The 24,448-nt window shown below is 62.7% G+C and carries 27 protein-coding genes and 1 pseudogene; 13 read left to right on the top strand and 15 right to left on the bottom strand.

All coding sequences use genetic code 11. The annotated features are described in order from the left end of the window. Nucleotides 1-175 precede the first annotated feature (175 nt). The 4 genes from ACE04I_RS20055 (at nucleotide 176) to ACE04I_RS20040 (ending at nucleotide 5,002) form a co-directional block, all read left to right on the top strand. On the top strand, nucleotides 176-1,216 hold the full coding sequence (locus ACE04I_RS20055; RefSeq protein ID WP_082118363.1) for a methionine ABC transporter ATP-binding protein: 1,041 nt from the start codon (nucleotides 176-178) through the stop codon (nucleotides 1,214-1,216). Then, nucleotides 1,206-1,874: a methionine ABC transporter permease gene (locus ACE04I_RS20050; RefSeq protein ID WP_046794742.1), complete on the top strand. Its 669-nt coding sequence runs from the start codon at nucleotides 1,206-1,208 to the stop codon at nucleotides 1,872-1,874. The genes ACE04I_RS20055 and ACE04I_RS20050 overlap by 11 nt, the downstream gene beginning before the upstream one ends. A gap of 36 nt (nucleotides 1,875-1,910) precedes the next feature. After that, nucleotides 1,911-2,687 (top strand): MetQ/NlpA family ABC transporter substrate-binding protein, encoded by a 777-nt coding sequence (locus ACE04I_RS20045; RefSeq protein ID WP_046794741.1) that lies wholly within the window; start codon nucleotides 1,911-1,913, stop codon nucleotides 2,685-2,687. Between the two features lie 122 nt (nucleotides 2,688-2,809). Further along, nucleotides 2,810-5,002 (top strand): bifunctional diguanylate cyclase/phosphodiesterase, encoded by a 2,193-nt coding sequence (locus ACE04I_RS20040; RefSeq protein WP_046794740.1) that lies wholly within the window; start codon nucleotides 2,810-2,812, stop codon nucleotides 5,000-5,002. Nucleotides 5,003-5,062: 60 nt separating this feature from the next. Here the strand turns inward: ACE04I_RS20040 and trhO are convergent, their stop codons facing one another. Genes trhO through ACE04I_RS20025 form a run of 3 tightly spaced genes read right to left on the bottom strand, consistent with a single transcriptional unit; the run spans nucleotide 5,063 to nucleotide 7,483 of the window. Then, nucleotides 5,063-6,007 carry an oxygen-dependent tRNA uridine(34) hydroxylase TrhO gene (trhO, locus tag ACE04I_RS20035; protein WP_046795090.1) on the bottom strand — a complete coding sequence of 315 codons (945 nt, stop codon included), beginning with the start codon at nucleotides 6,005-6,007 and terminating at the stop codon, nucleotides 5,063-5,065. 20 nt (nucleotides 6,008-6,027) lie between these two features. Beyond that, nucleotides 6,028-7,011 (bottom strand): CHAD domain-containing protein, encoded by a 984-nt coding sequence (locus ACE04I_RS20030; protein WP_046794739.1) that lies wholly within the window; start codon nucleotides 7,009-7,011, stop codon nucleotides 6,028-6,030. Then, nucleotides 6,986-7,483 (bottom strand): CYTH domain-containing protein, encoded by a 498-nt coding sequence (locus ACE04I_RS20025; protein WP_046794738.1) that lies wholly within the window; start codon nucleotides 7,481-7,483, stop codon nucleotides 6,986-6,988. Before ACE04I_RS20025 ends, ACE04I_RS20030 begins: the two co-directional genes overlap by 26 nt. Nucleotides 7,484-7,661: 178 nt before the next feature. Here ACE04I_RS20025 and ACE04I_RS20020 point away from each other — a divergent pair, with 178 nt between their 5' ends. The 4 genes from ACE04I_RS20020 to ACE04I_RS20005 all read left to right on the top strand — a co-directional run bounded on the left by ACE04I_RS20020 (nucleotide 7,662) and on the right by ACE04I_RS20005 (nucleotide 10,212). Beyond that, a complete protein-coding gene (locus ACE04I_RS20020) occupies nucleotides 7,662-8,300 on the top strand; it encodes a 2-dehydro-3-deoxy-phosphogluconate aldolase (RefSeq protein WP_046795089.1) in 639 nt (212 codons plus the stop codon). 86 nt (nucleotides 8,301-8,386) lie between these two features. Beyond that, entirely contained in the window at nucleotides 8,387-9,100 is a 714-nt protein-coding gene (locus ACE04I_RS20015) for a tellurite resistance TerB family protein (protein WP_046794737.1), read from the top strand. Nucleotides 9,101-9,322: 222 nt separating this feature from the next. Then, the gene (locus tag ACE04I_RS20010; protein WP_487207540.1) at nucleotides 9,323-10,018 is read left to right on the top strand and encodes a GNAT family N-acetyltransferase; all 696 of its coding nucleotides are present in this window, start codon (nucleotides 9,323-9,325) and stop codon (nucleotides 10,016-10,018) included. Next, a complete protein-coding gene (locus ACE04I_RS20005; protein WP_046794735.1) occupies nucleotides 10,015-10,212 on the top strand; it encodes a hypothetical protein in 198 nt (65 codons plus the stop codon). Before ACE04I_RS20010 ends, ACE04I_RS20005 begins: the two co-directional genes overlap by 4 nt. Here ACE04I_RS20005 and ACE04I_RS20000 read toward each other — a convergent pair. After that, nucleotides 10,184-11,119, bottom strand: a complete 936-nt coding sequence (locus ACE04I_RS20000; RefSeq protein ID WP_487207539.1) for a LysR family transcriptional regulator — start codon at nucleotides 11,117-11,119, stop codon at nucleotides 10,184-10,186. The two genes, ACE04I_RS20005 and ACE04I_RS20000, sit on opposite strands and share 29 nt — an antisense overlap. 102 nt (nucleotides 11,120-11,221) lie before the next feature. On the opposite strand from ACE04I_RS20000, the gene ACE04I_RS19995 reads away from it, so the two are divergent. Beyond that, nucleotides 11,222-12,211, top strand: a complete 990-nt coding sequence (locus tag ACE04I_RS19995) for a zinc-dependent alcohol dehydrogenase family protein (RefSeq protein WP_046794733.1) — start codon at nucleotides 11,222-11,224, stop codon at nucleotides 12,209-12,211. On the opposite strand, the gene ACE04I_RS19990 is transcribed toward ACE04I_RS19995, so the two are convergent. The 3 genes from ACE04I_RS19990 to ACE04I_RS19980 form a co-directional block, all read right to left on the bottom strand. Beyond that, nucleotides 12,208-13,239, bottom strand: a complete 1,032-nt coding sequence (locus ACE04I_RS19990; protein ID WP_046794732.1) for a nickel/cobalt transporter — start codon at nucleotides 13,237-13,239, stop codon at nucleotides 12,208-12,210. The two genes, ACE04I_RS19995 and ACE04I_RS19990, sit on opposite strands and share 4 nt — an antisense overlap. Beyond that, on the bottom strand, nucleotides 13,233-13,877 hold the full coding sequence (locus tag ACE04I_RS19985) for a DUF1007 family protein (protein WP_046794731.1): 645 nt from the start codon (nucleotides 13,875-13,877) through the stop codon (nucleotides 13,233-13,235). The genes ACE04I_RS19990 and ACE04I_RS19985 overlap by 7 nt, the downstream gene beginning before the upstream one ends. A 206-nt stretch (nucleotides 13,878-14,083) precedes the next feature. Continuing rightward, nucleotides 14,084-14,980 carry a LysR family transcriptional regulator gene (locus ACE04I_RS19980; protein WP_046794730.1) on the bottom strand — a complete coding sequence of 299 codons (897 nt, stop codon included), beginning with the start codon at nucleotides 14,978-14,980 and terminating at the stop codon, nucleotides 14,084-14,086. 543 nt (nucleotides 14,981-15,523) lie between these two features. Here ACE04I_RS19980 and odc2 point away from each other — a divergent pair. Together odc2 and ACE04I_RS19970 are read left to right on the top strand one after the other, a co-directional pair. Beyond that, nucleotides 15,524-16,657 carry an ornithine/lysine decarboxylase gene (odc2, locus tag ACE04I_RS19975; protein WP_046794729.1) on the top strand — a complete coding sequence of 378 codons (1,134 nt, stop codon included), beginning with the start codon at nucleotides 15,524-15,526 and terminating at the stop codon, nucleotides 16,655-16,657. A gap of 97 nt (nucleotides 16,658-16,754) precedes the next feature. After that, a complete protein-coding gene (locus ACE04I_RS19970; protein ID WP_046794728.1) occupies nucleotides 16,755-17,321 on the top strand; it encodes a GNAT family N-acetyltransferase in 567 nt (188 codons plus the stop codon). A gap of 105 nt (nucleotides 17,322-17,426) precedes the next feature. On the opposite strand, the gene ACE04I_RS19965 is transcribed toward ACE04I_RS19970, so the two are convergent. From ACE04I_RS19965 to ACE04I_RS19935, 7 genes and pseudogenes are all read right to left on the bottom strand, one after another. After that, nucleotides 17,427-18,248: an alpha/beta fold hydrolase gene (locus tag ACE04I_RS19965; RefSeq protein ID WP_197082523.1), complete on the bottom strand. Its 822-nt coding sequence runs from the start codon at nucleotides 18,246-18,248 to the stop codon at nucleotides 17,427-17,429. A 185-nt stretch (nucleotides 18,249-18,433) separates the two neighbouring features. Continuing rightward, on the bottom strand, nucleotides 18,434-18,883 hold the full coding sequence (locus ACE04I_RS19960) for a GNAT family N-acetyltransferase (protein WP_046794727.1): 450 nt from the start codon (nucleotides 18,881-18,883) through the stop codon (nucleotides 18,434-18,436). 204 nt (nucleotides 18,884-19,087) lie between these two features. Continuing rightward, nucleotides 19,088-19,504 (bottom strand): GFA family protein, encoded by a 417-nt coding sequence (locus ACE04I_RS19955; protein ID WP_046794726.1) that lies wholly within the window; start codon nucleotides 19,502-19,504, stop codon nucleotides 19,088-19,090. Between the two features lie 27 nt (nucleotides 19,505-19,531). Then, complete coding sequence (locus tag ACE04I_RS19950) at nucleotides 19,532-19,996, bottom strand: SRPBCC family protein (RefSeq protein WP_046794725.1); 465 nt, start codon at nucleotides 19,994-19,996, stop codon at nucleotides 19,532-19,534. Next, nucleotides 19,993-20,313: an ArsR/SmtB family transcription factor gene (locus ACE04I_RS19945; RefSeq protein WP_046794724.1), complete on the bottom strand. Its 321-nt coding sequence runs from the start codon at nucleotides 20,311-20,313 to the stop codon at nucleotides 19,993-19,995. The genes ACE04I_RS19950 and ACE04I_RS19945 overlap by 4 nt, the downstream gene beginning before the upstream one ends. 187 nt (nucleotides 20,314-20,500) lie before the next feature. Next, a complete protein-coding gene (locus ACE04I_RS19940; RefSeq protein ID WP_046794723.1) occupies nucleotides 20,501-20,719 on the bottom strand; it encodes a tautomerase family protein in 219 nt (72 codons plus the stop codon). A 19-nt stretch (nucleotides 20,720-20,738) separates the two neighbouring features. Beyond that, nucleotides 20,739-21,477 (bottom strand): annotated as a pseudogene (locus ACE04I_RS19935) (SDR family oxidoreductase). A 100-nt stretch (nucleotides 21,478-21,577) separates the two neighbouring features. Here ACE04I_RS19935 and ACE04I_RS19930 point away from each other — a divergent pair. Then, the gene (locus ACE04I_RS19930; RefSeq protein ID WP_046794721.1) at nucleotides 21,578-22,471 is read left to right on the top strand and encodes a LysR family transcriptional regulator; all 894 of its coding nucleotides are present in this window, start codon (nucleotides 21,578-21,580) and stop codon (nucleotides 22,469-22,471) included. 225 nt (nucleotides 22,472-22,696) lie between these two features. After that, entirely contained in the window at nucleotides 22,697-23,941 is a 1,245-nt protein-coding gene (locus tag ACE04I_RS19925) for an MFS transporter (protein ID WP_046794720.1), read from the top strand. Nucleotides 23,942-24,012: 71 nt separating this feature from the next. On the opposite strand, the gene ACE04I_RS19920 is transcribed toward ACE04I_RS19925, so the two are convergent. Continuing rightward, nucleotides 24,013-24,384 (bottom strand): SpoIIAA family protein, encoded by a 372-nt coding sequence (locus tag ACE04I_RS19920; protein ID WP_046794719.1) that lies wholly within the window; start codon nucleotides 24,382-24,384, stop codon nucleotides 24,013-24,015. Nucleotides 24,385-24,448 lie beyond the last annotated feature (64 nt).

Here is a 24,448-nt window from a genome sequence, read left to right as displayed (position 1 = left end):
AAAGCCGACTTGATGCTCCGGAACATTGTCTGTCATCGAATGTGCAGCCTGCTTGGCTAAAGCATGCAGGAGCGGTTACAAAGCCGCCGAGTGACCAGACCCAATCCGTGAGTACCAGATGACGATCCAATTTGCAGCGGTTCGATCCGCGCCGGCCGAGGCGGGTGCCAGGCCAATGGTGGCATTCGAAGCCGTGACCAAGCGCTTCGGAAGCGGCGACGACGAAAACCAGTTCACCGCCCTCGACGGCATCGACCTTACGATCGCGCGGGGCGCCATCACCGGCATCATCGGTCGTTCGGGCGCGGGCAAGTCCACGCTCATCCGCCTCGTCAATGGCCTTGAAAAGGCGACCTCCGGCCGCGTGGTGGTGGATGGCGTCGAGGTGGGCGAACTCGGCGAAACCGGCCTCAGGGACCTGCGCCGCCAGGTCGGCATGATCTTCCAGCACTTCAACCTGCTGTCCTCCCGCACGGCCTTCGATAACGTGGCGCTGCCGCTCGAGATCGCCGGCATGGATCGGCAGAAGATCAGGGACCGCGTCGGTCCGCTCCTCGAACTCGTCGGGCTCGGAGACAAATCCGGCCGCTATCCGGCGGAGCTATCCGGCGGCCAGAAGCAGCGCATCGGCATCGCCCGTGCGCTCGCCACTGAGCCGAAGCTCCTACTCTCCGACGAGGCGACCTCCGCGCTCGATCCGGAAACCACCCAGTCCATTCTCGACCTTCTCAAGCAGATCAATGCCGAGCTCGGCCTGACCGTGCTGCTCATCACCCATGAAATGGAGGTGGTGAAGACTATTGCCTCCGATGTCGCGGTGATCGACCGCGGCAAGATCGTCGAGGCGGGCCGTACCTTCGATGTCTTCACCGGCGCAAAGCACGAGACCACGCGGGCGCTGCTTTCGGCAGCGCTCGGAACCAAGCTGCCGGAATGGCTTCGCCCCAATTTGAAGCCGGAGCCTTCTGCCGGCGACCGTATCGTGGTGCGGCTGATTTTCTTCGGCACGACGGCCTTTCAGCCCCTGACGGGGCGGCTGGTCACCGAACTTGGCGCCGACGTCAACATACTGGCGGGAAGCATCGAAGAGATTGCCGGCGAGCCCTATGGTTCGCTCGTCGTGGCGTATCCCTCCGATCCCGATGTGCTGGAGCGCGCCAACCGCTTCTATGCCGAAACCGGCCTTGCCACGGAGGTGCTCGGCTATGTCGCTTGAGATGCTCGTCAATCTGCTTACGAAATCGCTTGGGCAGACGCTGCAGATGGTCGCGATCGCCGGCCTCATCGGCTCGCTGATCGGGCTGCCGATCGGCGTCTTCCTGGCCACCAGCGGCAAGGGCGAACTCTTTCCCGCACCCGTCACCAACCGGGTGATGGGCCTCATCATCAATGCCGCCCGCTCTACGCCGTTCATCATCCTGGTGGTGGCGATCATTCCGTTCACGCGTCTCGTCACCGGTACGTCGATCGGCACCAATGCGGCGATCGTGCCGCTCACCATCGCCACCGTTCCCTTCTTCGCGCGGCTGGTCGAGGCATCAATCCGCGAGATCGACAAGGGACTGATCGAGGCCGCGCGCGCCATGGGCGCCACGCCCGTCCAGATCGTCTTCAAGGTGCTGCTTGCCGAAGCGCGCCCCGGTATCACGCTCGCCTTCACCATGACCATCGTCAGCCTGATCGGCTATTCGGCCATGGTGGGCGCGGTCGGCGGCGGGGGGCTTGGGGATCTCGGCATCCGCTACGGCTACCAGCGCTTCATGCCGGAAGTGATGCTCGCCGTCGTGGCGGTGCTGATCCTTCTCGTGCAGCTCGTCCAGAGTGCGGGTGACGCGCTCGCCCGCCGGTTCGACAAGCGCAACCGCAAGACCTGAATTCCAAGAAAACCAACGCAAACCAAGGAGACACCCATGAAGAAACTCATTCTCGCGGCGGCCTTTGCAGCGCTTGCAGCCGGCACCGCCCTTGCCGAAACCATCAAAGTCGGCGTGACCCCCGGCGAGCACGCCCAGATCATGGAACAGGTGAAGGAAATCGCCAAGACCAAGGGTCTCGACATCGAAATCCTCGAATTTTCCGATTACGTGGTTCCGAACCAGGCGCTCGCCGATGGCGATCTCAACGCCAATTCCTTCCAGCACCAGCCCTATCTCGACAACCAGATCGCTGATCGCAAGTTCGATCTCGTCAGCGTCGGCACCACCATCACCACGCCGATGGGCGTCTATTCCAGCAAGGTGAAGAGCCTCGACGAGCTGGAAGACGGCGCGACGATCGCCATCCCGAACGATCCGACCAATGGCGGCCGCGCGCTGCTGGTGCTTGCGTCGAAGGGCCTGATCAAGGTCGACGAGACGAAGGGCCTGACGGTTACTCCGGCCGACGTCACCGAAAACCCGAAGAACATCGAGTTCACCGAGCTTGACGCGGCCCAGCTTCCGCGCTCGCTCGCCGATGTCGATGCGGCCGTGATCAACACCAACTACGCGTTGGAAGCCGACCTTCATCCGAAGGAAGACGCCATCGCCATCGAAGGCGAGAAGTCTCCTTACGCCAACGTCATCGCCGTGCGCGCAGAAGATAAGGACAAGCCGTGGGTCAAGACCCTGGTAGAATCCTACCACGACGACAAGATCAGGACCTTCATCAACGAAGAGTTCAAGGGCGCGCTCATCCCGAGCTGGTAATCCGCCAAGCATTATTGTGATGGTTGGAGGCCGGTTTCCGCGGGGAACCGGCCTTCTTCTTGGGTTTAACCGGATTTGAAGGATTAAGGCCCAAAACGGATGCACGCAGTGCGAGGTATCTGATGCGGCTTCTACCGACACGTTTCCGGCGGACTGTCGCGGTCGGACGTCGCTCCGCCGTGACTGCGGTGCTGCTTGTGTTCGCGATCGTCGTGGTGCTGGTCACGCTTTTCGTGCTGACGGCTCTCAACCGGGTAACGGACAACGCCAACCGGCTCGATGACGAGCGATCCCGCGAAACGACTACCGGCGCGATCCACACTTTCCGCGATCAGCTCCAGGCCACGCTGAACGATTACGCCGCCTGGGACGATGCCGCGCAGTTCGTCTATGGAGACGACCGGGAATGGATCGTCAGCAATTTCGGCGACATGACGGTCAACAGCGATCTCTTCGATATCGCGATCGTCATGGATATCCGGCAGAACGTGCTGATGTCCTATCAGGACGGGGTGCCGGCGACGTGGTCGCCACGGGAATATTTCGGTCCGTCGCTGTGGACGCTCTTCGATCTGGCAAGCACGGCCGGCTCCGGGACGAAGCCCGAGGCCGTCGGCTTTTCGAGCACGAAGAAAGGTGTCGTGGCCGTCGGTGTCGCGCTTATCCGGGAGAAGTCGGGCGCGCTCGACAAGCCGAGGGATCAGCACCGTTACCTGATCTTCGCCCGCCATCTGACGCCGGCCAGGGTGGAAAGGCTTGCCCAGACCTATGTGATCGACGGGCTGCGTTTCGCGAAAGCCGGTGAGGAGCCGCAGAACGCGGTGGAGGTGAGAAGCCCCCACGGCAATATTCTCGCGAAGCTCACCTGGCGTTCCCGTCTGCCGGGAGACGCGAGCTATGCCCAGGTCCGGCCGCTGGTGCTCTCCGCGCTCACCATGGTGGGCCTGTTCTTCCTCCTCCTCTTCGTGAGCGGCACCAAGGCGCTGAAAAGGCTGGAGACGGAGGAGGCGGCGGCGCGCAGGCTCGCCATGCTCGACCGCTTGAGCGGTCTGCTCAACCGCACCGGTTTCTTCGCCGCGCTGGACGATCTCGTGGAGGCGGGACGGCAGGGCGGCTCGGATGTAGCACTCCTCTATCTCGATCTCGACGGCTTCAAGGAGGTCAACGATTCCTACGGGCACGGTACGGGCGACCAGTTGATCCGCGGCGTCGCTGCCGGTCTGAAGACCCTGGTGGGCGAGGAGGTGGTCCTTGCCCGCGTCGGCGGCGACGAGTTCGCGATCGCGCTTTCGGGCGAGGAAGTGGGCAGGACCGCCGGCATTCTCTGCGACCGCATCCTAGGCTTCTTCGGCGAGCCTTTCGTGATCGGCGAGCGGGTCGCGGCCATTGGCACCTGCATCGGCGTCGCCATCTCGCCGCGCGGCTCGGTCAAGGGCGAGGAGCTGGTGCGGCGCGCCGATCTCGCCATGTACGAGGCCAAGGAAAACGGCCGGGGACGCGCCGAGCACTACCATCCGGAAATGGATGCCGAGCGGCACGAGCGCAACCAGCTAGAGGTGGATCTACGCATCGCCATCGAGCGGCGGGAGCTTTCGGTGGTCTTCCAGCCGGTCGTCGCAGCGGAGGATTGGCGGCTCACCGGCGTCGAGGCGCTGGTGCGCTGGGACCGCAAGGGCTACGGCCCCGTTCCGCCGGAGGTCTTCATTCCCATCGCCGAGTCGACCGGGCTTATCGACCAGCTCGGCCTCTTTGTTCTCTACCGCGCCTGCGAGACGCTGCGCCGCTGGCCGGGGCTCAATCTCGCTGTCAACATCTCGCCCGGCCAGTTCCGCGATCCCGCCTTCTCCATCCATGTCGCCTCGATCCTGCAAAAGACCGGCTTCGATGCCGGCCGGGTGACGCTGGAGGTCACCGAAGGCTATTTCATCCAGAATCCGAAGCGGGCTCGCTCGACGATCGCCAAGCTGAAGCGGCTCGGCCTGAAGGTCTCGCTCGACGATTTCGGTGCGGGTTTCTCGAGCGTCGGCTATCTGCGCCAGTTCGGCTTCGACCGGATGAAGATCGACCGGTCGCTGATCGTGGCGCTGGAGGAGGGCAGCCACGCCGTCAACATGCTGCAGGCGACGGTGGCGCTCGCCCGTTCGCTCGATATCCCGGTCACGGCGGAAGGCGTTGAGACGGAAGAGCAGGCCACGCTCTTGAAGATCAGCGGCTGCGACGAGCTGCAGGGCTATTTCTTCGGCAGGCCGGTCAGCGCGGAAGAGATCGAAATCCTCCATCGCGGCAGCGGGCCGGGCGGGGCGGTGGCCGGGTAGGCTATTGGTTCGGCTTCGCTCGGTGTCGCTTGATTACTCACCAGAGCCGGATGAGGGGAGTCAGCTTCCCAGGTGCTTCTCGCCACGCTTCCTGGCAAGCGCGATCTGATGCTGGCGCTGGCGGTACCGCAACCGGTCTTCCTCCGTGCGGCTGTGGTAGCAATTGCTGCAGGAGACGCCTTCCTCGTAATAGGGCGAGGTTATCTCCTCGGCCGTGATCGGGTTGCGGCAGGCGTGGCAGAGCCGGTGATTGCCCTCCTTCAACCCATGCTCCACCGAGACTCGGTCGTCGAAGACGAAGCAGGCGCCTTCCCAGAGGCTTTCCTCTTCCGGCACTTCTTCCAGGTATTTCAGGATGCCGCCCTTGAGGTGGTAGACCTCGTCGAAACCCTGCTCCTTCATGAAGGCGGTGGCCTTCTCGCAACGGATGCCGCCGGTGCAGTACATGGCGATCTTCGGCTTGTTGTGCAGGCCCGTATTGTTCTTCACCCAGTCGGGGAACTCGCGAAATGTCTTGGTCTGCGGATCGACCGCGCCCTTGAATATGCCGATCGCCGTCTCGTAGTCGTTGCGGGTGTCGATGACGATCGTCTCCGGATCGGAGATCAGCGCGTTCCAGTCCTTCGGCTCCACATAGGTGCCGACGATGCGGTTGGGGTCGATATCCTCGACGCCCATGGTGACGATCTCCTTCTTCACGCGCACCTTCATGCGCAGGAAGGGCATTTTCGAGGCCCGGCTTTCCTTGTGCTCCAGGCCGGCGAATTCCGGCTGAGCGTGCAGGAAGGCAATGAGGCCGCCGATCGCCTCGTCCGAACCCGCGACGGTGCCGTTGATGCCTTCGGCGGCGATCAGCAGCGTTCCCTTGATGCCGTTCTGGTCGCAGAACTCCTGCAGGGGCGCGCGAAAGCTCTCGCAGCGAGAAAAGCGCGCGAAGTGGTAAAGCGCGGCCACGAGGAAGGAGCCCGTTTCATCCGGGCGGGTTTGGGTCGGGTTATCGGTCATGGCGCTGAAATACAGCGAGATCACTGTCCGCGCAACTGATGCGCCAATTGGCCATTTCCGGAATTTTTCCGTTTTGCCTTTTCCCGGGCCTTGGGACCGGAGGCGGCCCTTTCCCAAAGTGCGGCGATCAAAGCGCTTTCTTCCGCGGCGTGGTCGGCGAATACCTCCTCGGCCCGGTCGAGTGCTTCGCGGCGCAGCGCCTGCTGACGGGTGATGATCGCGCCGATCAGCAGCGCCAGTGTGTCGCTGTCGCCGAAGAGTTCGGGGCTCTCGTTGACAAGCTCCGTCAGCACGGAAAGGTCGTGCTCGTGGCCAAGGATGTCGACCAGGTGCTTGGCCTCCCGCTTTTTGGCAGCCATGGCAGAGGGCCAGACGTCGTTGAGAAGCGAAAGGTGCATCCAATAGGTCTGTCCGCTCTTGCGCAGAGCGTGGAAGGCCTCCGCATCGGCGTTCTCTTCGCAGGCTTCGAGCGCCTCGAGCGCCCTCAGCCGCTGCTTGCTCCAGGCCTTGGCGAGACGTTTCGCGGTCTTTTTGGGGGAATCGTCGAGAGAAAGTTCGTCGAGCGCGGCGCTCGCCTCCCGGCATTCCGCGACGGCTGCGGCGATCTTGGCCGGAAGATCCGTTTCCTCGGCGGCGATCCGGTCGCGGCGCTCGATCAACACCTTGGAGGCGAAGGCAAGCGCCTTCAGTTCCTCCGGCGATGCGGCTTCCCCCGCCAGATAGTTCAGCGTCTCCACGAGTGCGGTCGCGTCACGCACCGTCGAGAGCGTCCTTCCCATGTCGCGGATGCGGGCGTTTTCGCGCCGCCGGAATTCCTTCGCGTCCGGCTGGACGAGCCGGTAGAGGGCACGCAGCCGCTTGAACTTCTTGCGGGCGTCGTGGATCGCCTCGTGAGGGCCTCCGGGCTGCTCCTCCAGGAAAGCGATCGCATGGGAAAGCTGGCGTCGGGCGATCGCCCGGAACTCCCCGGTGAAGGGTTTAGCGGGCCGGACGCGAAATGGCATGACGCAGCTCCGCACTGACATTCTCGGTGGCCATCACCATGTTGGAATAGCGTCCGTCTCCGGTCACCTCACGGCCGATCCAGTCGGGAAGTTCGGGTGTGTCCGCCTCGTCCTGCAATTCCACTTCGGCGACGACGAGGCCGCGATAGACGCCGCCATAGACGTCCACCTCCCAAGTGAAGCCCTCGTGCTCCACGGTATAGCGCCGCTTTTCCAGAATGATGCCGATGGCGCTGGAGAGCAGTTCCTCGGCATCGCTCAAGGGGATCGCGTACTCGAACTCGTCGCGCGAGAAAGACGTGCTGCCGATCTTGACAGTCAGCGTGGCGCGCTTGCCGTCGACCAGCCGCACGCGCACCGAGCGGTCGTCCATGGCAGCGATATAGGCTTGGACGAAATTCTTCGACGAGGTGGCTTCGCTTCGCCAGCCATCGCCTTTCACCAGAAACTTCCGTTCGATTTCCTTGGCCATATGCAATCACCGTGGTCAGGAATTTTTCTACCCTATGGCAAAGATGGGTTGTGACAAGCCCCGCTTTGCCACGCACCGGCATTTTTTCTCGGCAAGGGGGCAAGCTTTTCTCGACAAGAGCGAAGCCGCGCGCTATCTGCAGGCCGAGTTTTCAAACGTTTTTAGCGGAGACGACGCCATGGCCGGCAAGACCGAAAAGCTGCTTTCCATCCTGAAGCTGCAGCCGGTGGTGCCGGTTCTCATCGTCGACGACGCGAAATCGGCGGTCGGGCTTGCGAGAGCGCTCGTCGCGGGTGGGCTGAAGGCGATCGAAATCACCATGCGCACGCCGGCGGCGCTCGATGCCGTCAAGGCGGTGGCGAGCGAAGTCGAGGGGGCCAATGTCGGCGCCGGCACGATCCTCAACGCGCGCGATTTCGACGCCGCCGTGAAGGCCGGTTCCACCTTCATCGTCAGCCCCGGCGTCACGCCCGGCGTGCTGGATGCCGCCAGGGGTTCCGAGGTTCCGTTGCTGCCGGGCGCTGCGACGGCAAGCGAAGCCATGGCGCTGCGTGAGGCGGGCTACGAGGTCCTGAAATTCTTCCCCGCGGAGCAGGCCGGCGGCGCGGCCTATCTCAAGGCGCTTTCCTCGCCGCTCACGGGCACGTTCTTCTGCCCGACCGGCGGCATTTCGCTCAAGAACGCCAGGGATTATCTCTCGCTGCCGAACGTCGTCTGCGTTGGCGGTTCCTGGGTGGCGCCGAAGGAACTCGTCTCGGCGGGCGACTGGGCGGGCATCACCAAGCTCGCTTCCGAAGCGGCGGCTCTCAAGGCTTAACGCTGCCGAAAGGCTGACCGCAACCCATCTTTGTAATTTCACATCGGCGCACTATCTTCTTGGAACCTCAACAGGGAGATGACGCGATGTTTGATGCCAAGAAGCTGCTCGACCAATTCCTCGGCTCGCAGATACCGGGAGTTTCCGGAACGGTCAGGGAGCGGGCAGGGCAGGCCACCGATCTTGCCCGCAACAATCCGTTGGCAACCGGCGCGATCCTCGCCGCCGTTCTCGGCACCAAGACGGGCCGCAAGCTCGCCGGCAATGCCGCCGGGCTGGGTGGGCTCGCGGCGATAGCGGGTCTCGGCTATCTCGCCTATAAGAATTACCAGTCCGGCCAGTCGCCGCAGACGGCGCCGCAGCCGCAACCCCAGGCCGACACGCCGCTTTTGCCGCCGCCCGCGGATTCTCCTTTCCATCCCCAGTCTCCGGCGCTGACCAATGATTTCGCGCTGACCCTGGTGCGGGCGATGATCGCCGCCGCCAAGGCTGACGGCCATATCGACGAGACCGAGCGTGCGGGCATCATGGACAAGGTTCATGCGGTCGATCTTGGCGCGGAGGCGGAAGCCTTCATCGAGAAGGAGCTCGCCAATCCGATTGATCTCGACGGTCTCATTGCGGCTGCCCGCACCGAGGAGCAGAAGGTGGAACTCTATACCGCCTCGAGGCTCACCATCGATCCGGATACGCGCGTCGAACGCGGCTATCTCGACATGCTTGCCGGCCGCCTCGGCCTTGCCGACGCACTCATCGACCATATCGATGCGACCGTTTCGGCTGCGAAGGTGAAGGTTTAATCTAGCCTCCATTCAGGCTCCCCAACCCCTCCCCACAATGGGGAGGGCTTGATCTGCCGCGCGCTCTTCGAAATAGGGCCGATACGGTGCCTCGGGTCTTCTCCCCCTTGTGGGGGAGATGGCCGGCAGGCCAGAGGGGGAGTTGTCGAGTGTACGCCACTCGCCCCGTTGCCTTTCCCGCACCTCTGGCCTAAGCCTCTTGGCTCCAAAGCAGAGGCCATCATGCGCGATCTCACGAACTACAAGGTCCCGGCACCCGCTCCGGTCACCCTCAAGGGCCGTTTCGTCACTCTCGAACCCTATGAGAGGGAAAAGCATCTCCAGCCGCTCTGGGAGGCGCTCGGCGGCGCCGCCGACATCAACGCGCTGCTCAGATTTTTCCCGAACCAGGACTATTCCAGGGCGGAAGAGCTGGACGCTTGGCTCGAAAATGCGAACGCCAATCTCGGCTTCGTGACGCTCGTCTTCCGCGACAATGCGAGCGGCAAGGTCGTCGGCATGGCGAGCTATATGCGCCCCGACCCGAAGAACGGCGTGGTGGAAGTGGGCTCCGTCGCCCATGGGGCGGACATGAAGCGCTCGCCGCTTGCGACCGAGGCTCATTACCTGATGGCGAGGCACGTTTTCGACGACCTCGGCTACCGCCGCTACGAATGGAAGTGCCACAACGAGAACGAGGCGAGCAAGGTGACGGCCAGACGCTACGGCTTCACTTTCGAGGGAGTTTTCCGCCAGCACGTCATCTCCAGGGGAGCCAATCGCGACACCGCCTGGTTCTCGATGATCGACGGCGAATGGCCGCTTCTGAGAGCCGCATTCGAGGCCTGGCTCGCGCCGGAGAATTTCGACGAGGCCGGGCAGCAGAAACGGCGGCTGGAGGAGATCCGGGCCGACCTCGCCAAGGAAGCCACGGCATGACCGAGAAGCGCTCTCCGGCGATTGCGGCCGCGATCATCCTTGCAGGCTTCCTGATCCTGTTCTTCGCCATGCCGCCGATCATGCTGTGGCTGGCGGAATTCTCGCCCTGGCTTGCCGCCGCCTTCGGCATTGCTGCGGTGCTCGCCTTCTTTCTGGTCTTCTGGCTCAGGGCGCGCTACCAGCGGGGAAAATAGCCGTATTCAGGCCCATGAACCGGGGCAGGGCCGCCGCCAGCGCATCGACGGCGAGGCGGACCTTTCGCGGCAGATGCGGCGTCTTCAGCCAAAGCGCGTGGACGTCGTAAAGAAAGGTCGGTTCATCGGGCAGGAGCAGGGTGAGCTTGCCCGTCCGGATACGTTCCCTCACCAGCCAGCATGGAAGCCAGGCAAGCCCCATGCCTGCGGTCGCGGCGTCGGCGATCGCATCGAGGTCATCGAGCCGGAATTGGCTTTGGGGAGCGATTTCCAACGGAGGCGATCGCTCGCGGGGGAAAAGCCAGGGAGAAACCGGGCCTGTCCGGCGATAGACGACGGCCTGGTGTTCCGCCAGGTCTTCCAACCTCTCCGGCCGGCCGTGCGTTTCAAGATAGGAAGGCGCGGCGCAGACGATCATGCTCTGGCGCGCGACGCGCCGGGCGATGACGTCCGCCCGGTCCTGAAGGCTTCCCGTCCGGATGGCGAGGTCGAAGCCGTCCTCCGCAAGATCGGTCAGCCGATCGTTGAAGGAAAGCTCCAGCTCAAGAGCCGGATACTGCCGCGCCAGGTCCATGAGGACCGGCATGGCGCAATGCCGGCCGAAATGCACCGGCATGGTGACCCTCAGCTTTCCGCGCGGCTCCATGAGCTGGTCGGCCGCAAGCGCTTCCGCGGCTTCCGTTTCCGCAAGCACGATCCGGCACCGCTCGTAATAGGCCCGTCCGAAATCGGTGAGGCTCTGGCGGCGCGTCGTGCGGTTGAGAAGCCGCATGCCGAGCCGGTCCTCCAGGAAGCGGATATGCTTGCCGACCATCGGGCCTGAAAGGTCGAGCGCATGCGCCGCCGCGGCGAAGGAGCCCGTGTCAACTGCTTTCACGAACACGGCCATGCTGGTAAGGCGGTCCATATTGAAAATCTTTGGTTTCTACTATCATGCGTGAAGCGCTATTTATCGCGGAATTTGCGCCTGTCATAGCTCATTCCATTCAACTGTTTTGGAGTGTTGCCGATGACGCGTGTTATTCGCTTTCATGAGCTTGGTGGTCCGGAAGTCCTGCGGATAGACGATATCGATATGCTCGCGCCACGTGAGGGCGAGGTCCGCATCCGGGTGAAGGCGCTCGGCCTCAATCGCGCCGAGGCATTGCTGCGGTCCGGCACCTATATCGAGACCGCCGTCCTGCCGTCGGGCCTTGGACTGGAGGCTGCCGGCATTGTGGAGAGTGTGGGCGAGGGGGTGACGGATTTTGCTGTCGGCGATGCCGTCAGCGTCGTGCCGCCCCGATCGATGATCCGCTGGCCGGCCTATGGGGAGCTCGCTACCTTTCCCGCGAACCATGTCGTCAGGCATCCGCCGTCGCTGAGCTGGGAGGAGGCCGCCGCCGTCTGGATGCAATATCTCACGGCCTATGGGGCGTTGATCGACATCGCGGCGCTCAGCCCCGACGATTTCGTCGTCATCACCGCGGCATCGAGCAGCGTCGGGATTGCGGCGATCCAGATCACCAACATGGTTGGCGCAACCGCAATCGCGGTCACGCGAACATCGGCCAAGAGAGAGGCCCTGCTGGAAACGGGCGCCGCGCATGTCATCGCTTCCGCCGAAGAGGATCTCGGGGCACGGCTTGCCGAGATCGCCGGCCTGGAGGGCGTGCGGGTGGTGTTCGATCCGATCGGCGGGCCGAATTTCGAACCTTTGACGACTGCCATGTCGCGCGGCGGCATCCTCATCGAATACGGCGCGCTGAGCCCCGATCCGACACCCTTCCCGATCTTTGCTGTGCTCGCCAAATCCCTGACGCTGCGCGGCTATCTCGTTCACGAGATCAGCGCCGACCCGGATCGCCTGGAAGCCGCCAAGGCGTTCATCGTGAAGGGTCTCGCCGCCGGCGCGTTGAAGCCGGTCATCGCCAGGACATTTCCTTTCGAGCGGATCGTCGAGGCTCACCGCTTCCTGGAATCGAACGAGCAGTTCGGCAAGATCGTCGTGACGCTCTAGCCCTGCAGCGAAGCTCCGAGCAGGATCAGCCCCATCAGGAGCACGAAGAGGGCGCCGGCGATCTCGATCGCCGTGCCGGCCCACATGGCCTTCCTCGAACCGGGGCCAGCAAAACGCACGGCGAGGTCCTTGGCGGTGACGGCGAGGATGGCGAGGATCGCAACCGTGATCGCCGTGCCGATGGACATGGCGAGCACCGAAAGCAGCCCGCCGAGATAGAGCCCATTGAGCAGCGAGAAGCTCATCACCAGGATCGCGCCGGAGCAGGGGCGAAGGCCGACTGCGATGATTGCCGACCAGGCCTCATGGAGGCTGAAATCACGTCCCTTCAGGAGGGCCGGATCGGGGATATGGGCGTTGCCGCAGGTCTCGCAGGCGCCGCCCGAGCCGCGATATTCGTGGTCGTCGATCTCGACCGCCTCGAAGCGCAGGCCGGTCGGGCCCTTGCCGATGCCGGCCGCAACGGGTTCGGAAACCGTGACGACGCGCATCTTAAGCGCGTGCAGCTTGCGCAGCAGCAGCCAGGCGCCGAACAGCGCGATGAGGGCGAAGCTCGCCACCTCCATCGCCCAGGTAGCGCGGGTCATGGTGATGCCGGTGCCGCGCAGCGCGAAATAGGCGGCGCCGACCAGCAGGACGGCCGTGGCGCCCTGCACCAGAGCCGAGATGAAGGAGATCAGGATGCCGCGTTTCAGCGCCGTCTCGTTGGCGACCATGTAGGAGGAGATCACCGCCTTGCCGTGGCCGGGGCCGGCCGCATGGAAGACGCCATAGGCGAAGGAAAGGCCGATCAGGCCGGTCAGCGCCCACGGGTCCTCGCGCATGGCGCGGAGTGCTGCCGTCAGCGCCCGGTAGAAGGCCTGCTGGTGGGTGTTGATCCAGGCGAAGAAGCCGCCGAGCGGCCCGCTGACGCTGAAGGAGGGTTCGGCGGAGCCGACCCCGAGGGGAGATTGGGCATGGGCGCCGGCGGCCGCCAGCAGGAGCGCCGCGAGCGCGGCAAAGATGAGGGGTCGGCTCTTCCTCAGCATGTCACCTCAAGTCGGGTCGCAAAGAGTTTCGTCATATCGTTTCCCGTCGGGTCGTTGAAGAACGCGTCGGTCAGCGTCGCGCTGTTCTGCGAGATGATCTCGTCGGGATCGGGTCTCACCACCTGGTGCTTGCAGGCAGCAAGCGCCTTGCCCTCGGCCACGAGGTCGTTGTCGGTCGGAAAGTCGATCGCCGTGTACATGGAGGGATCGTAGACCCCGAAGGTGAGCTTGCCTTTCGCCGGTATCGGCTTTTCCGGCTTCACCGCGAAGAAGACGAGGATCTGCCCCTCGTCGTAGGAAACATGGATAGCGTCCGGCTTCTGCACGCCCACATTGGCGCCATCGGCCGTCATTGTCGTGAAATAATGGAATTCGGCGAGCGACGTGCGCATTACCTCACCGAGTTCGGCAAGTTCTTGCTCGTCCAGCTTCAGGTCGGTGTTCTTGTCGAAGTCGAGGAGCACGCTCGAGGAGAACATCTCGTCGAAACGCCAGACATTGCGCAGTTCGGAGATCATGCCGTCGTCGCCGGCAATCACCTCCAGCCGCGCCTCGGCAAAGATGTGGGGATGGGCGAGTGCCGGCAGCGGCGCCGCGGCGGCCGCCAGCGCGGCTATGGTGAGGATTCTATATCGCATTCGCCCTAGGTTCCCCGGCCGGTTGACGGCTAACAAAAAATTCCCCCTCCGCTTCGCTTGGCGACCCTCCCCGAGAGGGAGAGGAGGAGCGGCGGCGGCGCGGCACCTCTCCTTCTCCCGTCGGGAAGAAGGTGGTCCGAAGGACCGGATGAGGGGGCATAGATATCGCTGCGTTGTGTGCAGCGCAAATGGGACGGAATTTCGACTCAGTGCGGATGCCTGCGGAACCAGGTGGAGAGGAAGTCCACGAAGCTCCTGACCTTGGCCGGCAGGTAGCGGCGGTGCGGATAGACCGCATAGATCCCCCGGTCCTTGGCGATGTAGTCGTCGAAAAGCGTCACGAGTTCGCCCGACTGGATGGAGGGTGCGGCGATGAAATCCGGAATGATCGCGACGCCGAGCCCGGCGCGCGCCGCCCGCAGCGTCGTTTGCGGGCTGTTGACCTCGATCGGGCCGCTCACCGAAACGGAGATCGTGTTGCCCTCCGGACCGGTGAAGCGGACATTGTTGTGCCAGCGGGAATTGGTGTCGATGATGAAGGGAACGCGGTTCAGGTCCTGCGGATGTTCGAAGGGTCCATGCTTTGCAACGAAATCGGCGGTCGCCACGGTGTAGACCCGGAAATCGGAGAGCTTGCGGGCGATGAGGCCCGAATCCTCCAGCTTGGTGATTCGGATGGCGAGATCGAAATTCTCCTCGATCAGATCGACGAAGCGGTCCTCCGCGACGATTTCGAGCGAGACCTCCGGATGCCCCTTGGCGAAATCGATCAGCGACTGGCCGACTTCCGCGTCGATGAAGGTGCGCGGCACCGAAACCCGTAGCCTGCCCTTGAGATCGGCATTGTTCTCGCGCACCAGGTCGGCGAGATTGTCGATTTCCTTCAGAATGTCGGCTGCCGTGCGGTAATAGGTGTGGCCGGCTTCGGTCATGGAGAACTGGCGGGTGGTGCGGTTGAGCAGCAAGGCGCCGAGGTCGTCTTCCAGTTCGCGGACGTATTTCGAAAGCAGCGCCTTGGAGCGCCCCGTCTTGCGGGCGGCTGCCGAAAAGCCTTCCGCCTCGACCACGTCGATGAAGGCGCGCATGCGCGTCAAAGTATCCAAGTCACATCCCTCTCGTAATCTGAAGCCTAGTTGGGATTTTGCTCTTGATTGCGCAATGCGATTTTTAGCCGAAAGATGAAAAAATCTCTTGATTATGACTGCGAATATTCTTATCTCCGCGGCTGCCCAAAGTCGCACGTGCCTGTGGGTGTCCGCCGACCCTCGAATTGGGATTTATCCCTAAGGTGAGGTCATCGGTAAGGTACCTGGAACTAACCCCTCCAGTCGCTATTCCGGCCAACCGGGAAATGCGAGGACATCTTGAAGCAACGACGGTGCGGGCCTTTCTGGTCTCTGTAGGCTTTCCATCAGCCTGCAATACTGAAGAGGCACACCATCATTGCCGGAAGTGCGGTTGGGATATTCCCTCCAATCCATGGCAGACAAAGCCGGATTTTCGCTCGTGGCAGGGCGTTGATCCAAAGTTCGCGCGTTTGAGCGTGTTTGCGGTCCGGTGTCTCCACCAGCTGGGCCGAGCGCATTCTCATCCGTCCTTTGTCCTCCGGCTCGCCGGAGCCTGAGATTTTTGAAGGGGACTGACCGATGACCACCGCTCGCATCCTCGACTTCATCAAGACCCGACGTCCGGAAGGCCCGTGCCTCGTCGTCGACCTCGATGTCGTGCGCGACAATTTCCACGCCTTCCGTCATGCTCTGCCGGACAGCGCGATCTACTATGCGGTGAAGGCAAATCCCGCTCCGGAAGTCCTGAAGCTGCTCGCTTCGCTGGGCTCCAGCTTCGATTGCGCTTCGGTCGCCGAAATCCAGATGGCGCTCGAGGCGGGTGCTACCGCCGAGCGCATTTCCTTCGGCAACACGATCAAGAAGGAGCGCGATATCGCCCGCGCCTTCGAGCTCGGCGTCGGCCTCTTCGCCGTCGACAGCCATGAGGAAGTCGAGAAGATCGCCCGTGCCGCTCCCGGCGCGAAGGTGTTCTGCCGCGTGCTGACCGATGGCGAAGGTGCCGAATGGCCGCTTTCGCGCAAGTTCGGCTGCGTGCCGCAGATGGCCGTCGACGTGCTCGTCTACGCACACCAGCTGGGCCTCGAGTCCTACGGCGTGTCCTTCCATGTCGGCTCGCAGATGACGAAGGTCGATGCTTGGGATTCGGCGCTGGCCGACGCACGCCGCGTCTTCGCGCAGCTTGCCAAGCAGGGCATCGAGCTCAAGATGGTCAACATGGGCGGCGGTTTCCCGACCAAGTACCTGCGCGATGTGCCTTCGGCAGAAGCCTACGGCCAGGCGATCTTCGCATCGCTTCGCAAGCACTTCGGAAACAACCTGCCGAAGACGATCATCGAGCCGGGCCGCGGCATGGTCGGCAATGCGGGCGTCATCAAGGCGGAAGTCGTTCTCGTCTCGAAGAAGTCCGACAACGACAACCATCGCTGGGTCTTCCTCGACATTGGCAAGTTCGGCGGTCTCGCCGAGACGATGGACGAGGCCATCCGCTACCCGATCCGCACCGCGCGCGATCAGGACGAGATGGAGCCCTGCGTGCTCGCCGGCCCGACCTGCGATTCGGCCGACGTGCTCTACGAGAAGAACATGTATCCGCTGCCCGTCTCGTTGACGATCGGCGACGAGGTTCTGATCGAAGGCACCGGCGCCTATACGACGACCTATTCGGCGGTCGCCTTCAACGGCTTCGAGCCGCTCAAGGCCTACGTCATCTAAGGGTTCGTCCCCGCCAGCCCCGTAACCAGCCGGGGCGGCAAATCCACAATGATTGTCCGACACCGTCTGAAACGGTTTTGAGCAACGGGAGGCCGGGATGGCCACTGTTCTTGATTCTGTGCGCGCACTCTTTGCGCCCAACACTTTCACCATCGCCGCCGAGACGCCGGCCGACGTCGTGGCACGCGAGAACCTGCTCGACCGCGCCATGGGGCCGGATCGGCGCCGGAAGTCGTCGGAAAAGATCCGCCGCGGCCGTGTTCCGGCCGAAGGCCTGGCACTCGTCGCCCGCGATTCGGACGGTCATGTGATCGGCAGCGTGCGGCTCTGGAACGTCGAGGCAGGCATCACCACCGAGGGCAACCCGGTCGATGCGCTGCTGCTCGGCCCTCTGGCTGTCGACGCCGACCACGAAGGCAAGGGCATCGGTTCGGCGCTGATGCGGGCTGCGATCACCGAGGCCCATAAGCGCGACCACGGCGCCATCCTGCTCGTTGGCGATGCCGCCTATTACGAACGTTTCGGCTTCTTTCCCGACAAGGCCCGGCACCTCGTCATGCCCGGCCCATTCGAGCGTTCGCGTTTCCTGGCGCTCGAACTGAAGGCCGGCTGGCTGGAAGGGGCTGCGGGCATGATCGTGGCAAGCGGGCGCAAGCTCGCCTGAGGTTCCCGGCTAGAGCAATATGTTTCGATCCAAGTGGTGAGACGTGCGCGAGCCGTCCGGTGACGGCGGCCGTGTGTCCGGCCAAGGGTCTGACCTCGCGTTGCCTCAAGAAGCGACCTTGCCCAGGAAAGACAGCAGCGCTTCGTTGAATATCTCTGGCCTCTGCAGCGGCGCAAAGTGACTGACGCCGGGCAGGATGAGCAGTTCCGCTGACCGAATGCTCTGCGCAAGATATTCGGCGTGCTCACGCTTGATGAATTCGTCGTGCTCGCTTTGCACGATTGCAACGGGAAGCTGGATACGAGCCAGATCGCTCGCCGAATAATTTGGTTCAGTCTCCATCATGAGGCTGACGGCTTTGACGAATGCGTCGAACTGGCCCGGCGTGGACGACAAGGCGGCGTAATCCTTGGAGTGCCTGCTGAAGCAGCGATCAAGAACCGGGCTTGGCTGGATTTCCTTCGTGCCGCTGGGGTCCATGTTGCAGCCGAAGAAGAACACGCCTGAAACGCGATCAGGCGCGTGCATGGCGAGGATCAAGGCGGTGCATGCTCCGTCGCTCCAACCCACCAGGGACGCCTTGTTCAGCCGCAGCGTGTCCATCACGGCCAGAACATCAGAAGCCATCAGTTCGTATTTGTAGAGGCGCTCGTCGCGCGTGCTGCGGCCATGGCCGCGGCTGTCGATGAGCACTACGCGATAGCCGGCATTGACCAGCGCCGTAACCTGAAAGCCCCAGTTGCCGCTGTGGCCAAGGCCACCATGCAAAAGGATCACCGGGACGCCGGAACCGTATGCTGCATACCAGATCCGGGCGCCCTCGTTATCCGCATAGCCTTCATAGCCATTTGCCGGCAGCGGTGCCGCGCCGCTCGCCTCGAAAACCTTAAGGTCATCATCGCTGAATTTCTTATCTTGCATCGCCATCTACACCTCAATCGCGCCCCTCGGCGATCACCATATCGGACCGACGACCACCTGCAAGGTCTGCTTTAAAGCCGTCACTCCCTGCCATGAACGGCAAAGATGGCGTCGAGAGCGCACATTCTTGAACACATAGAGATGACCGCAATTGGTGCTTCTATGCCGTGACAGTAGTCGGGATAAATCGGTCAGCGTCCGATCGTAAAGATGTTTAATCCAGACACATCGGCTTCGATTTGGCTGAAACCGCGAGCCATGTAGTAGGGCGAATTGTCGGCAGTTGCACAGAGATAGCATACACCGTGCCCGAACTTGACAGCCTCGCTGCGAGCAGCCTCCATCAGCTTCGCCGCAATTCCTTTTCGCCGCGCCTCCGGCTCGACCCACAGAGCGGCTATCCACGGTGAATACTGCGGCCGATCATCATGGTCGTTTTCGATTAACAGGACCGAGCCGAGAAATTTTCCTTGCTCATGTGCCACAAGAGCGAGCGGTATGCCTTTGCCTTCGATCATCGGGTCCAGATGAGCGCGATATTCCGCCTGAGACACTGGTGTCTCCGTCCACCAGGCGTTCCAACAACGATCGGCAATCACATCCGCCATATCGGGACGGTCCTTGAGGGCGGAAATCTTCATGAGTGATCTTACCGCCTCCATCGCGTCCGACCACAAGATATCTACTTAACCTCTGATGGCAATGAGTTTGAGCCATTCAAAGCGCGCGAAGTCTGCCGATGGCGCAATCCTACCCGGGCGAACGGGATATTTCCCGACGGCGCATGTGAGCTCCGGCTGGCATTGCCGGCGGCTCAACATGCGCCATCAGGCATTTCGGGAGGTTCAGCCCGGCGGCAGCCGTTCGAATGTCTGCAGCGAGGGATCGGTCGTGTCCCATGTGTGGCCGCGAATGCTGTATGTGAGCGCTTGCGGGTTGAATTGATCCGGATCGTCCAGGCTGGCCGCATGGATTGCTATCGCTTCCGGCATTGCGGCGAATGTCACGTAGACCGGTGTTCCGCATGTGGGGCAGAAGGCATAGGCCTTCTCGCTCCCGCTATCGGCGGTCACGCTCCACTCCGAGGCCTTGCCGATTATCCTGACCTCGGCTCGCTGCGGGAAGCTTAGATAAGACCCGTGTCCGGTGCCGCTTCGCCTCTGGCAATCACGGCATTGGCAGTGGTTCTCGAAGATGGGGTCGCTGCTCGTCTGGTAACGGAGCGCGCCGCACGCGCATCCGCCTGTATAGAACTTGGCCATGATTGCGTTCCTCGGGATGTTGTCGGATCAGGCCGCCTTCGGCTTGGCGAAGACATCGAGACCGCGGCCGGTTTCCAGGAAGGATTTCAAGCTGGAGAGAACGACTGGCCAGCCTTTGGTGATGCCGCTCGCCATGGCGCTGCCGGCTTCGAGCTCGTCATGGGTTACGGTCAGCCGCACCATGTCTTCGTATTCCTCGATCTCGAAGGTCACCCGGCTGTAGCTTGCCGGGTCGGCAGCCTGCGAAGCGCCCGCCCAGGTGATGACCAAGCGGCTCGGCCGGGCCGCCTCCACGACCTCGCCGACGAGCTCAATCTTGCGATTGTCATCGGCGCGGACATGCTCCCATTTCGATCCGGGCCGCCAGTCGGACACGTTTTCATGGCCCCAGTAACGCCGGGCAAGTTCGGGTTTGGTAATGGCCTCGTACACTTTCTCCGGTGTCGCGGCGATATAGGTCACATAGACGAAGCTGATGGTCTCTCTGGTCATTTCTTCTCTCCTTCGAGTTCTTTCTTGAGATCGTGCAGCAGGCCGAGCCGCTGACGTTCGAATTTTCGCACCCACCGCTCGTAGATTTCATGGAGCGGCACGGGGTTGATGAAATGCAGCTTTTCCCGGCCTCGCCTGACCGTGTTCACCAGATTGGCTTCCTCCAGGATGCCAAGATGCTGCGTGGCGGATTGCCGGGCCATGTCCAGCTGTTCGCAAAGCTCGCTCAGCGTCTGCCCGTTCTTCTCGTAGAGAAGGTCGAGCAGCTTTCTGCGGGTCGGGTCGGCAAGCGCCTTGAAGAACTTGTCTGCGTCCATCGGTTTCACTTCTTGTCTGAAACTATAATATGCAGGTAAATGCCTGCATGTCAAGCGCAGGCAATTACCTGCATATGGCGCAGCGCAGTCGGCATTCGTTCTGTAGGGGAAGGGGAAGGGTCGCCTGCCGGTTCCTATAAACAACAGGGCGGTAGATGGGCGACGCGGCAAACCGCGTCGCTGCTGTTCAATCGCTCTCTTTGGCCCTGTAGGCATCAGGCATGACGAAGATCTCGTCGGCGCGGCCATAGCCGCCGTCCTTGACCTCCTCGATCAGGACCATGGTGTGCGGCCGCGCCGCCTCGCTCAGGTATTCGACGAGCATGTCCGTCGTGCGGTGCACGATCTCTTCCTTCTGGGCGCGGGTCAGCGCCGCTTCCGGCGTCTTGATGTTGACGAAAGGCATTGGCTTCTCCTTGTTGGGTTCAAATCATGCCGCCATTGGCGCGCAGCACCTGGCCGTTCACCCAGCCGCCCTGCGGGCCTGCCAGGAAAGCGACGACCTCGGCGATCTCCTCCGGTTGGCCGAGACGGCCGAGCGGGATGGTGCCCACGATCCTCTGCACCAGTTCGTCCGATTTGCCGTTCATGAAGAGCTCGGTTTCGATCGGACCGGGAGCGACCGCGTTGACCGTGATTGCGCGCTTGCCGAGCTCCTTGGAAGCGACATGGGTCATCGCCTCGACGGCGGCCTTGCTGGCGACATAAGGGCCGTAACCCGGGCCATAGACACCGACGGTGCTGGACGAGAAATTGATGATGCGTCCGCCGTCGCGCAGCCTGCGGCCTGCTTCGCGGATGCCGCGGAACGTGCCGGTCAGGTTGATGGCGATGTGCTGCTCGAAGGTCGCGTCATCCGTCTCGATCAGCGGCGTGAGCTTCATGATGCCGGCATTGTTGACGAGCTGTCTCTTATACGAAGCTTTCCTCGGCGGCGTCGAACAGGTCGACGATGCCGCTCGGGCTGCCGATATCGGCCCGGACCGCGACCGCCTTGCCGCCGCCCGCCTCGATCTCCGCGACGATGGCGTCTGCGGCCCCGCGGCTGGTTGCGTAATTCACGACGACGGCGATGCCGTCCCTGGCGAGCCGCCGCGCGATGGCCGCGCCGATCCCTTTCGAGGCTCCGGTTACGATCGCGACGCGTTCTCTGTCTGTGGTCATGGCAATTCTCCTTGGTTGTTGGGCAAGAGATATTGCTGGCACCGATAGAGAACAATCATGCGTGATTTGACATTAGAATTCGCCCGTGGTGAACAAAGCCATGGATCGTCTCGACCGCATGCAGCTCTTCGTCCGGATCGTCGAACGGCGCAGCTTCACCGCCGCGGCCGCCGATCTCGGTCTTGCCCGTTCGACAGTCACCGAGGCGGTCAAGCAACTGGAAAGCGATGTCGGCGCGCGCCTCCTGGAGCGGACGACCCGCCACGTCACGCCGACCCTCGACGGCCAGGCCTTCTACCAGCGCTGTCTTGCGATCCTCGCGGAAGTGGATGAGGCGGAGAACATCTTTCGCGATACCCAGCCGCGGGGTCTGCTCCGGGTCGATGCGCACGGTCATCTGACCCGCACCGTCCTTCTGCCGCGGCTCGATGAATTCCTCGACCGCTATCCGCTGCTCGATCTGCAGATCGGCCAGGGCGACCGGCTGGTGGATCTCGTGCGGGAAGGCGTCGATTGTGTCATCCGCGCGGGCGAAATCACCGACAGCGGGCTGATCATGCGGAAGCTGGGGCTCATCACCGAGATCACCTGCGCCAGTCCGGCCTATATCGAGAAGCATGGCATGCCGGCCTCGCCCGATGCCTTGGACGGACATGCCGCTATCGGCTTCATCTCGTCGCGCACCGGCCATATCATGCCGCTCGAATTCACGGTGGAAGGCGAGGTGCGCAACATCACCCTGCCATGCCGGCTGACGGTCAACAATTCCGATACGATGGTCGATCTCGCCCGCCGCGGCTTCGGCCTCATGCAGGCTCCGCGCTACCGGCTGCAGCCGGACATCGATCAGGGGCTTCTCGTCGAGGTTCTCGCCGATTTTCCGCCATCTCCCACGCCGCTTTCCGTTCTTTATCCGCAGAACCGTCAACTGGCGCCGCGAGTGCGCGTCTTTGTCGACTGGATCGTGAAGGTGTTTGCGGAAGCGGAACTCTGACCGGCTTTCACTACACAAATTCGCGAGCATGCAAAGCGACGGGAACATTTCGCCGCCCTTGCGTCTTTAGTCGGCGTTCATAACCTCTCGCCAATACCTGCCTTCCTTTCCAAGACATGCATTGCGGGAATCTCAGTGCCGGCTCCCCGCCGGCGCATCCCAAACCTCGGTTCGACGGCATCCGGACCTCCCGCCTCGCCGCCGTCTCAGAATGGAGGATTGCTCATGTCCGCACTCGATGACCTTCGTTCCCTCACACGCAACCAGCGCAATACGATCATCGCCAGCTTTCTCGGCTGGACGCTGGATGCCTTCGATTTCTTCATACTCGTCTTCATCCTCAAGGCGATCGCCGATGAGTTCCAGACCGATGTTTCGGCGGTCTCGATCGCGATCTTCCTGACGCTCGCCATGCGCCCGCTCGGCGCGCTGATCTTCGGCTTCGCCGCCGACCGATACGGCCGCCGCGTCACGTTGATGGCAGACGTGATGCTCTATTCGCTGTTCGAATTCCTGTCCGGCTTCTCGACCGGGCTCACCATGCTCATCGTTCTTCGCCTGCTTTACGGCATCGCCATGGGCGGCGAATGGGGCGTGGGCGCCTCGCTCACCATGGAAACCGTTCCGGAGCGCAGCCGCGGCATCGTCTCCGGCATCCTGCAGGCGGGCTATCCCTGCGGCTATCTCCTCGCTTCGCTCGCCTTCTTCTTCCTCTTCCCGGTGATCGGCTGGCGCGGCATGTTCATGGTCGGCGTATTGCCGGCGCTGCTCGTTCTCTACATCCGCCGAAATGTGGAGGAATCGCCGGCTTTCTTACAAAGCCGCGGCCGGGAACGCCGGCCGTTCCTGACGGTGCTGCGCGAAAACATACCGCTGTTCATCTGGGCGGTCGTCCTGATGACGGCCTTCAACTTCTTCAGCCACGGAACCCAGGACCTCTATCCGACCTTCCTGGAAGTCCAGCGCGCCTATTCCACCCACACGGTCGGGGCGATCGCCATCGTCTACAATATCGGGGCGATCTTCGGCGGCCTGTTCTTCGGCGCGCTTTCGCAGCGGATCGGGCGCCGCAAGGCGATCGTGCTCGCCGCACTCGTCGCCATCCCGATCGCGCCGCTCTGGACCTATGCGCATGGTCCCGTGCTGCTCGCCGCCGGCGCCTTCCTGATGCAATTCTTCGTGCAGGGCGCCTGGGGCGTCGTTCCCGCCCATCTGAACGAGCTTTCGCCGGATGAGGTTCGCGGCACATTTCCGGGCTTCGCCTACCAGCTCGGCAACCTGCTCGCTTCGGGTAACGCCACCATTCAGGCCGGGCTTGCCGAACACTGGAACGGCGATTACGCGCTGGCACTGATGCTTACCGCCATCATCGTCGCGGCGGCCGTCGCCCTTCTCGCCGGCTTCGGCTACGAGAAGAAGGACGCGAGCTTTGCGCTTGCGCCGGAAGGCGGCGCGGTCAGGGCGTCTTGAAGCTGAAAGCATCAACGAAAAAGGCGCGGGCAGGAAATGCCCGCGCCTTTGTCGATGTCGCACGGCAGCCATCAGTGGACGGCCGACACCCATTCCATGGCCTTGGACTTCTCGTTTTCGTGAAACACACGCGCCTCGACCTGCGGGAAGAGCTTGCCCGTCATCTCCGTGGCGGCCTTGATCCACTGCTTGTCGGAGATCACTGCGGCGCGCTTGAAGCGGTGGAATTCGCCGAGCTTGCTCAGACCGTATTCGAGATCGCGGCGGAGCGCATCTCCCGTCATATCTTCGAAGCCCGTGAGATCGGCCAGGATGCCTATGTCCTCATGGTCGCTCAGCTTCTCTTCTATGGCGGGGATCATTTGGTCGTAATCGCTTGCGGTCACGGTGCCCGCGACGTGGAAAGCAGCCACGTTGTCGGGGGCGGAAAGAATCTGGATCATCGTCTTCTCCCTCGGTTTCGAGTTCAGGCTACCGTCCAACTCAAAGATTTCGGCTATGTTCCGA

Source organism: Rhizobium moroccans, from assembly GCF_057559155.1.
Note: the sequence above shows the minus strand (reverse complement) of the source record. Positions and strands in the feature narration are given on the sequence as shown.

Excerpts from the sequence above, each read along its gene's own strand:
- ACE04I_RS19930 (WP_046794721.1), top strand. The coding sequence starts at position 21,578 with ATGGATCGTCTCGACCGCATGCAGCTCTTCGTCCGGATCGTCGAACGG.
- ACE04I_RS19990 (WP_046794732.1), bottom strand. The coding sequence starts at position 13,239 with ATGCTGAGGAAGAGCCGACCCCTCATCTTTGCCGCGCTCGCGGCGCTC.
- ACE04I_RS20020 (WP_046795089.1), top strand. The coding sequence starts at position 7,662 with ATGGCCGGCAAGACCGAAAAGCTGCTTTCCATCCTGAAGCTGCAGCCG.
- ACE04I_RS19960 (WP_046794727.1), bottom strand. The coding sequence starts at position 18,883 with ATGAAGATTTCCGCCCTCAAGGACCGTCCCGATATGGCGGATGTGATT.
- ACE04I_RS19940 (WP_046794723.1), bottom strand. The coding sequence starts at position 20,719 with ATGCCTTTCGTCAACATCAAGACGCCGGAAGCGGCGCTGACCCGCGCC.
- ACE04I_RS19950 (WP_046794725.1), bottom strand. The coding sequence starts at position 19,996 with ATGACCAGAGAGACCATCAGCTTCGTCTATGTGACCTATATCGCCGCG.
- ACE04I_RS19945 (WP_046794724.1), bottom strand. The coding sequence starts at position 20,313 with ATGGACGCAGACAAGTTCTTCAAGGCGCTTGCCGACCCGACCCGCAGA.
- ACE04I_RS19985 (WP_046794731.1), bottom strand. The coding sequence starts at position 13,877 with ATGCGATATAGAATCCTCACCATAGCCGCGCTGGCGGCCGCCGCGGCG.
- ACE04I_RS20005 (WP_046794735.1), top strand. The coding sequence starts at position 10,015 with ATGACCGAGAAGCGCTCTCCGGCGATTGCGGCCGCGATCATCCTTGCA.
- trhO (WP_046795090.1), bottom strand. The coding sequence starts at position 6,007 with ATGACCGATAACCCGACCCAAACCCGCCCGGATGAAACGGGCTCCTTC.
- ACE04I_RS19920 (WP_046794719.1), bottom strand. The coding sequence starts at position 24,384 with ATGATCCAGATTCTTTCCGCCCCCGACAACGTGGCTGCTTTCCACGTC.
- ACE04I_RS20010 (WP_487207540.1), top strand. The coding sequence starts at position 9,323 with ATGCGCGATCTCACGAACTACAAGGTCCCGGCACCCGCTCCGGTCACC.
- ACE04I_RS20055 (WP_082118363.1), top strand. The coding sequence starts at position 176 with ATGGTGGCATTCGAAGCCGTGACCAAGCGCTTCGGAAGCGGCGACGAC.
- odc2 (WP_046794729.1), top strand. The coding sequence starts at position 15,524 with ATGACCACCGCTCGCATCCTCGACTTCATCAAGACCCGACGTCCGGAA.
- ACE04I_RS19925 (WP_046794720.1), top strand. The coding sequence starts at position 22,697 with ATGTCCGCACTCGATGACCTTCGTTCCCTCACACGCAACCAGCGCAAT.
- ACE04I_RS19970 (WP_046794728.1), top strand. The coding sequence starts at position 16,755 with ATGGCCACTGTTCTTGATTCTGTGCGCGCACTCTTTGCGCCCAACACT.
- ACE04I_RS20015 (WP_046794737.1), top strand. The coding sequence starts at position 8,387 with ATGTTTGATGCCAAGAAGCTGCTCGACCAATTCCTCGGCTCGCAGATA.
- ACE04I_RS20050 (WP_046794742.1), top strand. The coding sequence starts at position 1,206 with ATGTCGCTTGAGATGCTCGTCAATCTGCTTACGAAATCGCTTGGGCAG.
- ACE04I_RS19995 (WP_046794733.1), top strand. The coding sequence starts at position 11,222 with ATGACGCGTGTTATTCGCTTTCATGAGCTTGGTGGTCCGGAAGTCCTG.
- ACE04I_RS20040 (WP_046794740.1), top strand. The coding sequence starts at position 2,810 with ATGCGGCTTCTACCGACACGTTTCCGGCGGACTGTCGCGGTCGGACGT.
- ACE04I_RS19965 (WP_197082523.1), bottom strand. The coding sequence starts at position 18,248 with ATGGCGATGCAAGATAAGAAATTCAGCGATGATGACCTTAAGGTTTTC.
- ACE04I_RS20025 (WP_046794738.1), bottom strand. The coding sequence starts at position 7,483 with ATGGCCAAGGAAATCGAACGGAAGTTTCTGGTGAAAGGCGATGGCTGG.
- ACE04I_RS20045 (WP_046794741.1), top strand. The coding sequence starts at position 1,911 with ATGAAGAAACTCATTCTCGCGGCGGCCTTTGCAGCGCTTGCAGCCGGC.
- ACE04I_RS20030 (WP_046794739.1), bottom strand. The coding sequence starts at position 7,011 with ATGCCATTTCGCGTCCGGCCCGCTAAACCCTTCACCGGGGAGTTCCGG.
- ACE04I_RS20000 (WP_487207539.1), bottom strand. The coding sequence starts at position 11,119 with ATGGACCGCCTTACCAGCATGGCCGTGTTCGTGAAAGCAGTTGACACG.
- ACE04I_RS19955 (WP_046794726.1), bottom strand. The coding sequence starts at position 19,504 with ATGGCCAAGTTCTATACAGGCGGATGCGCGTGCGGCGCGCTCCGTTAC.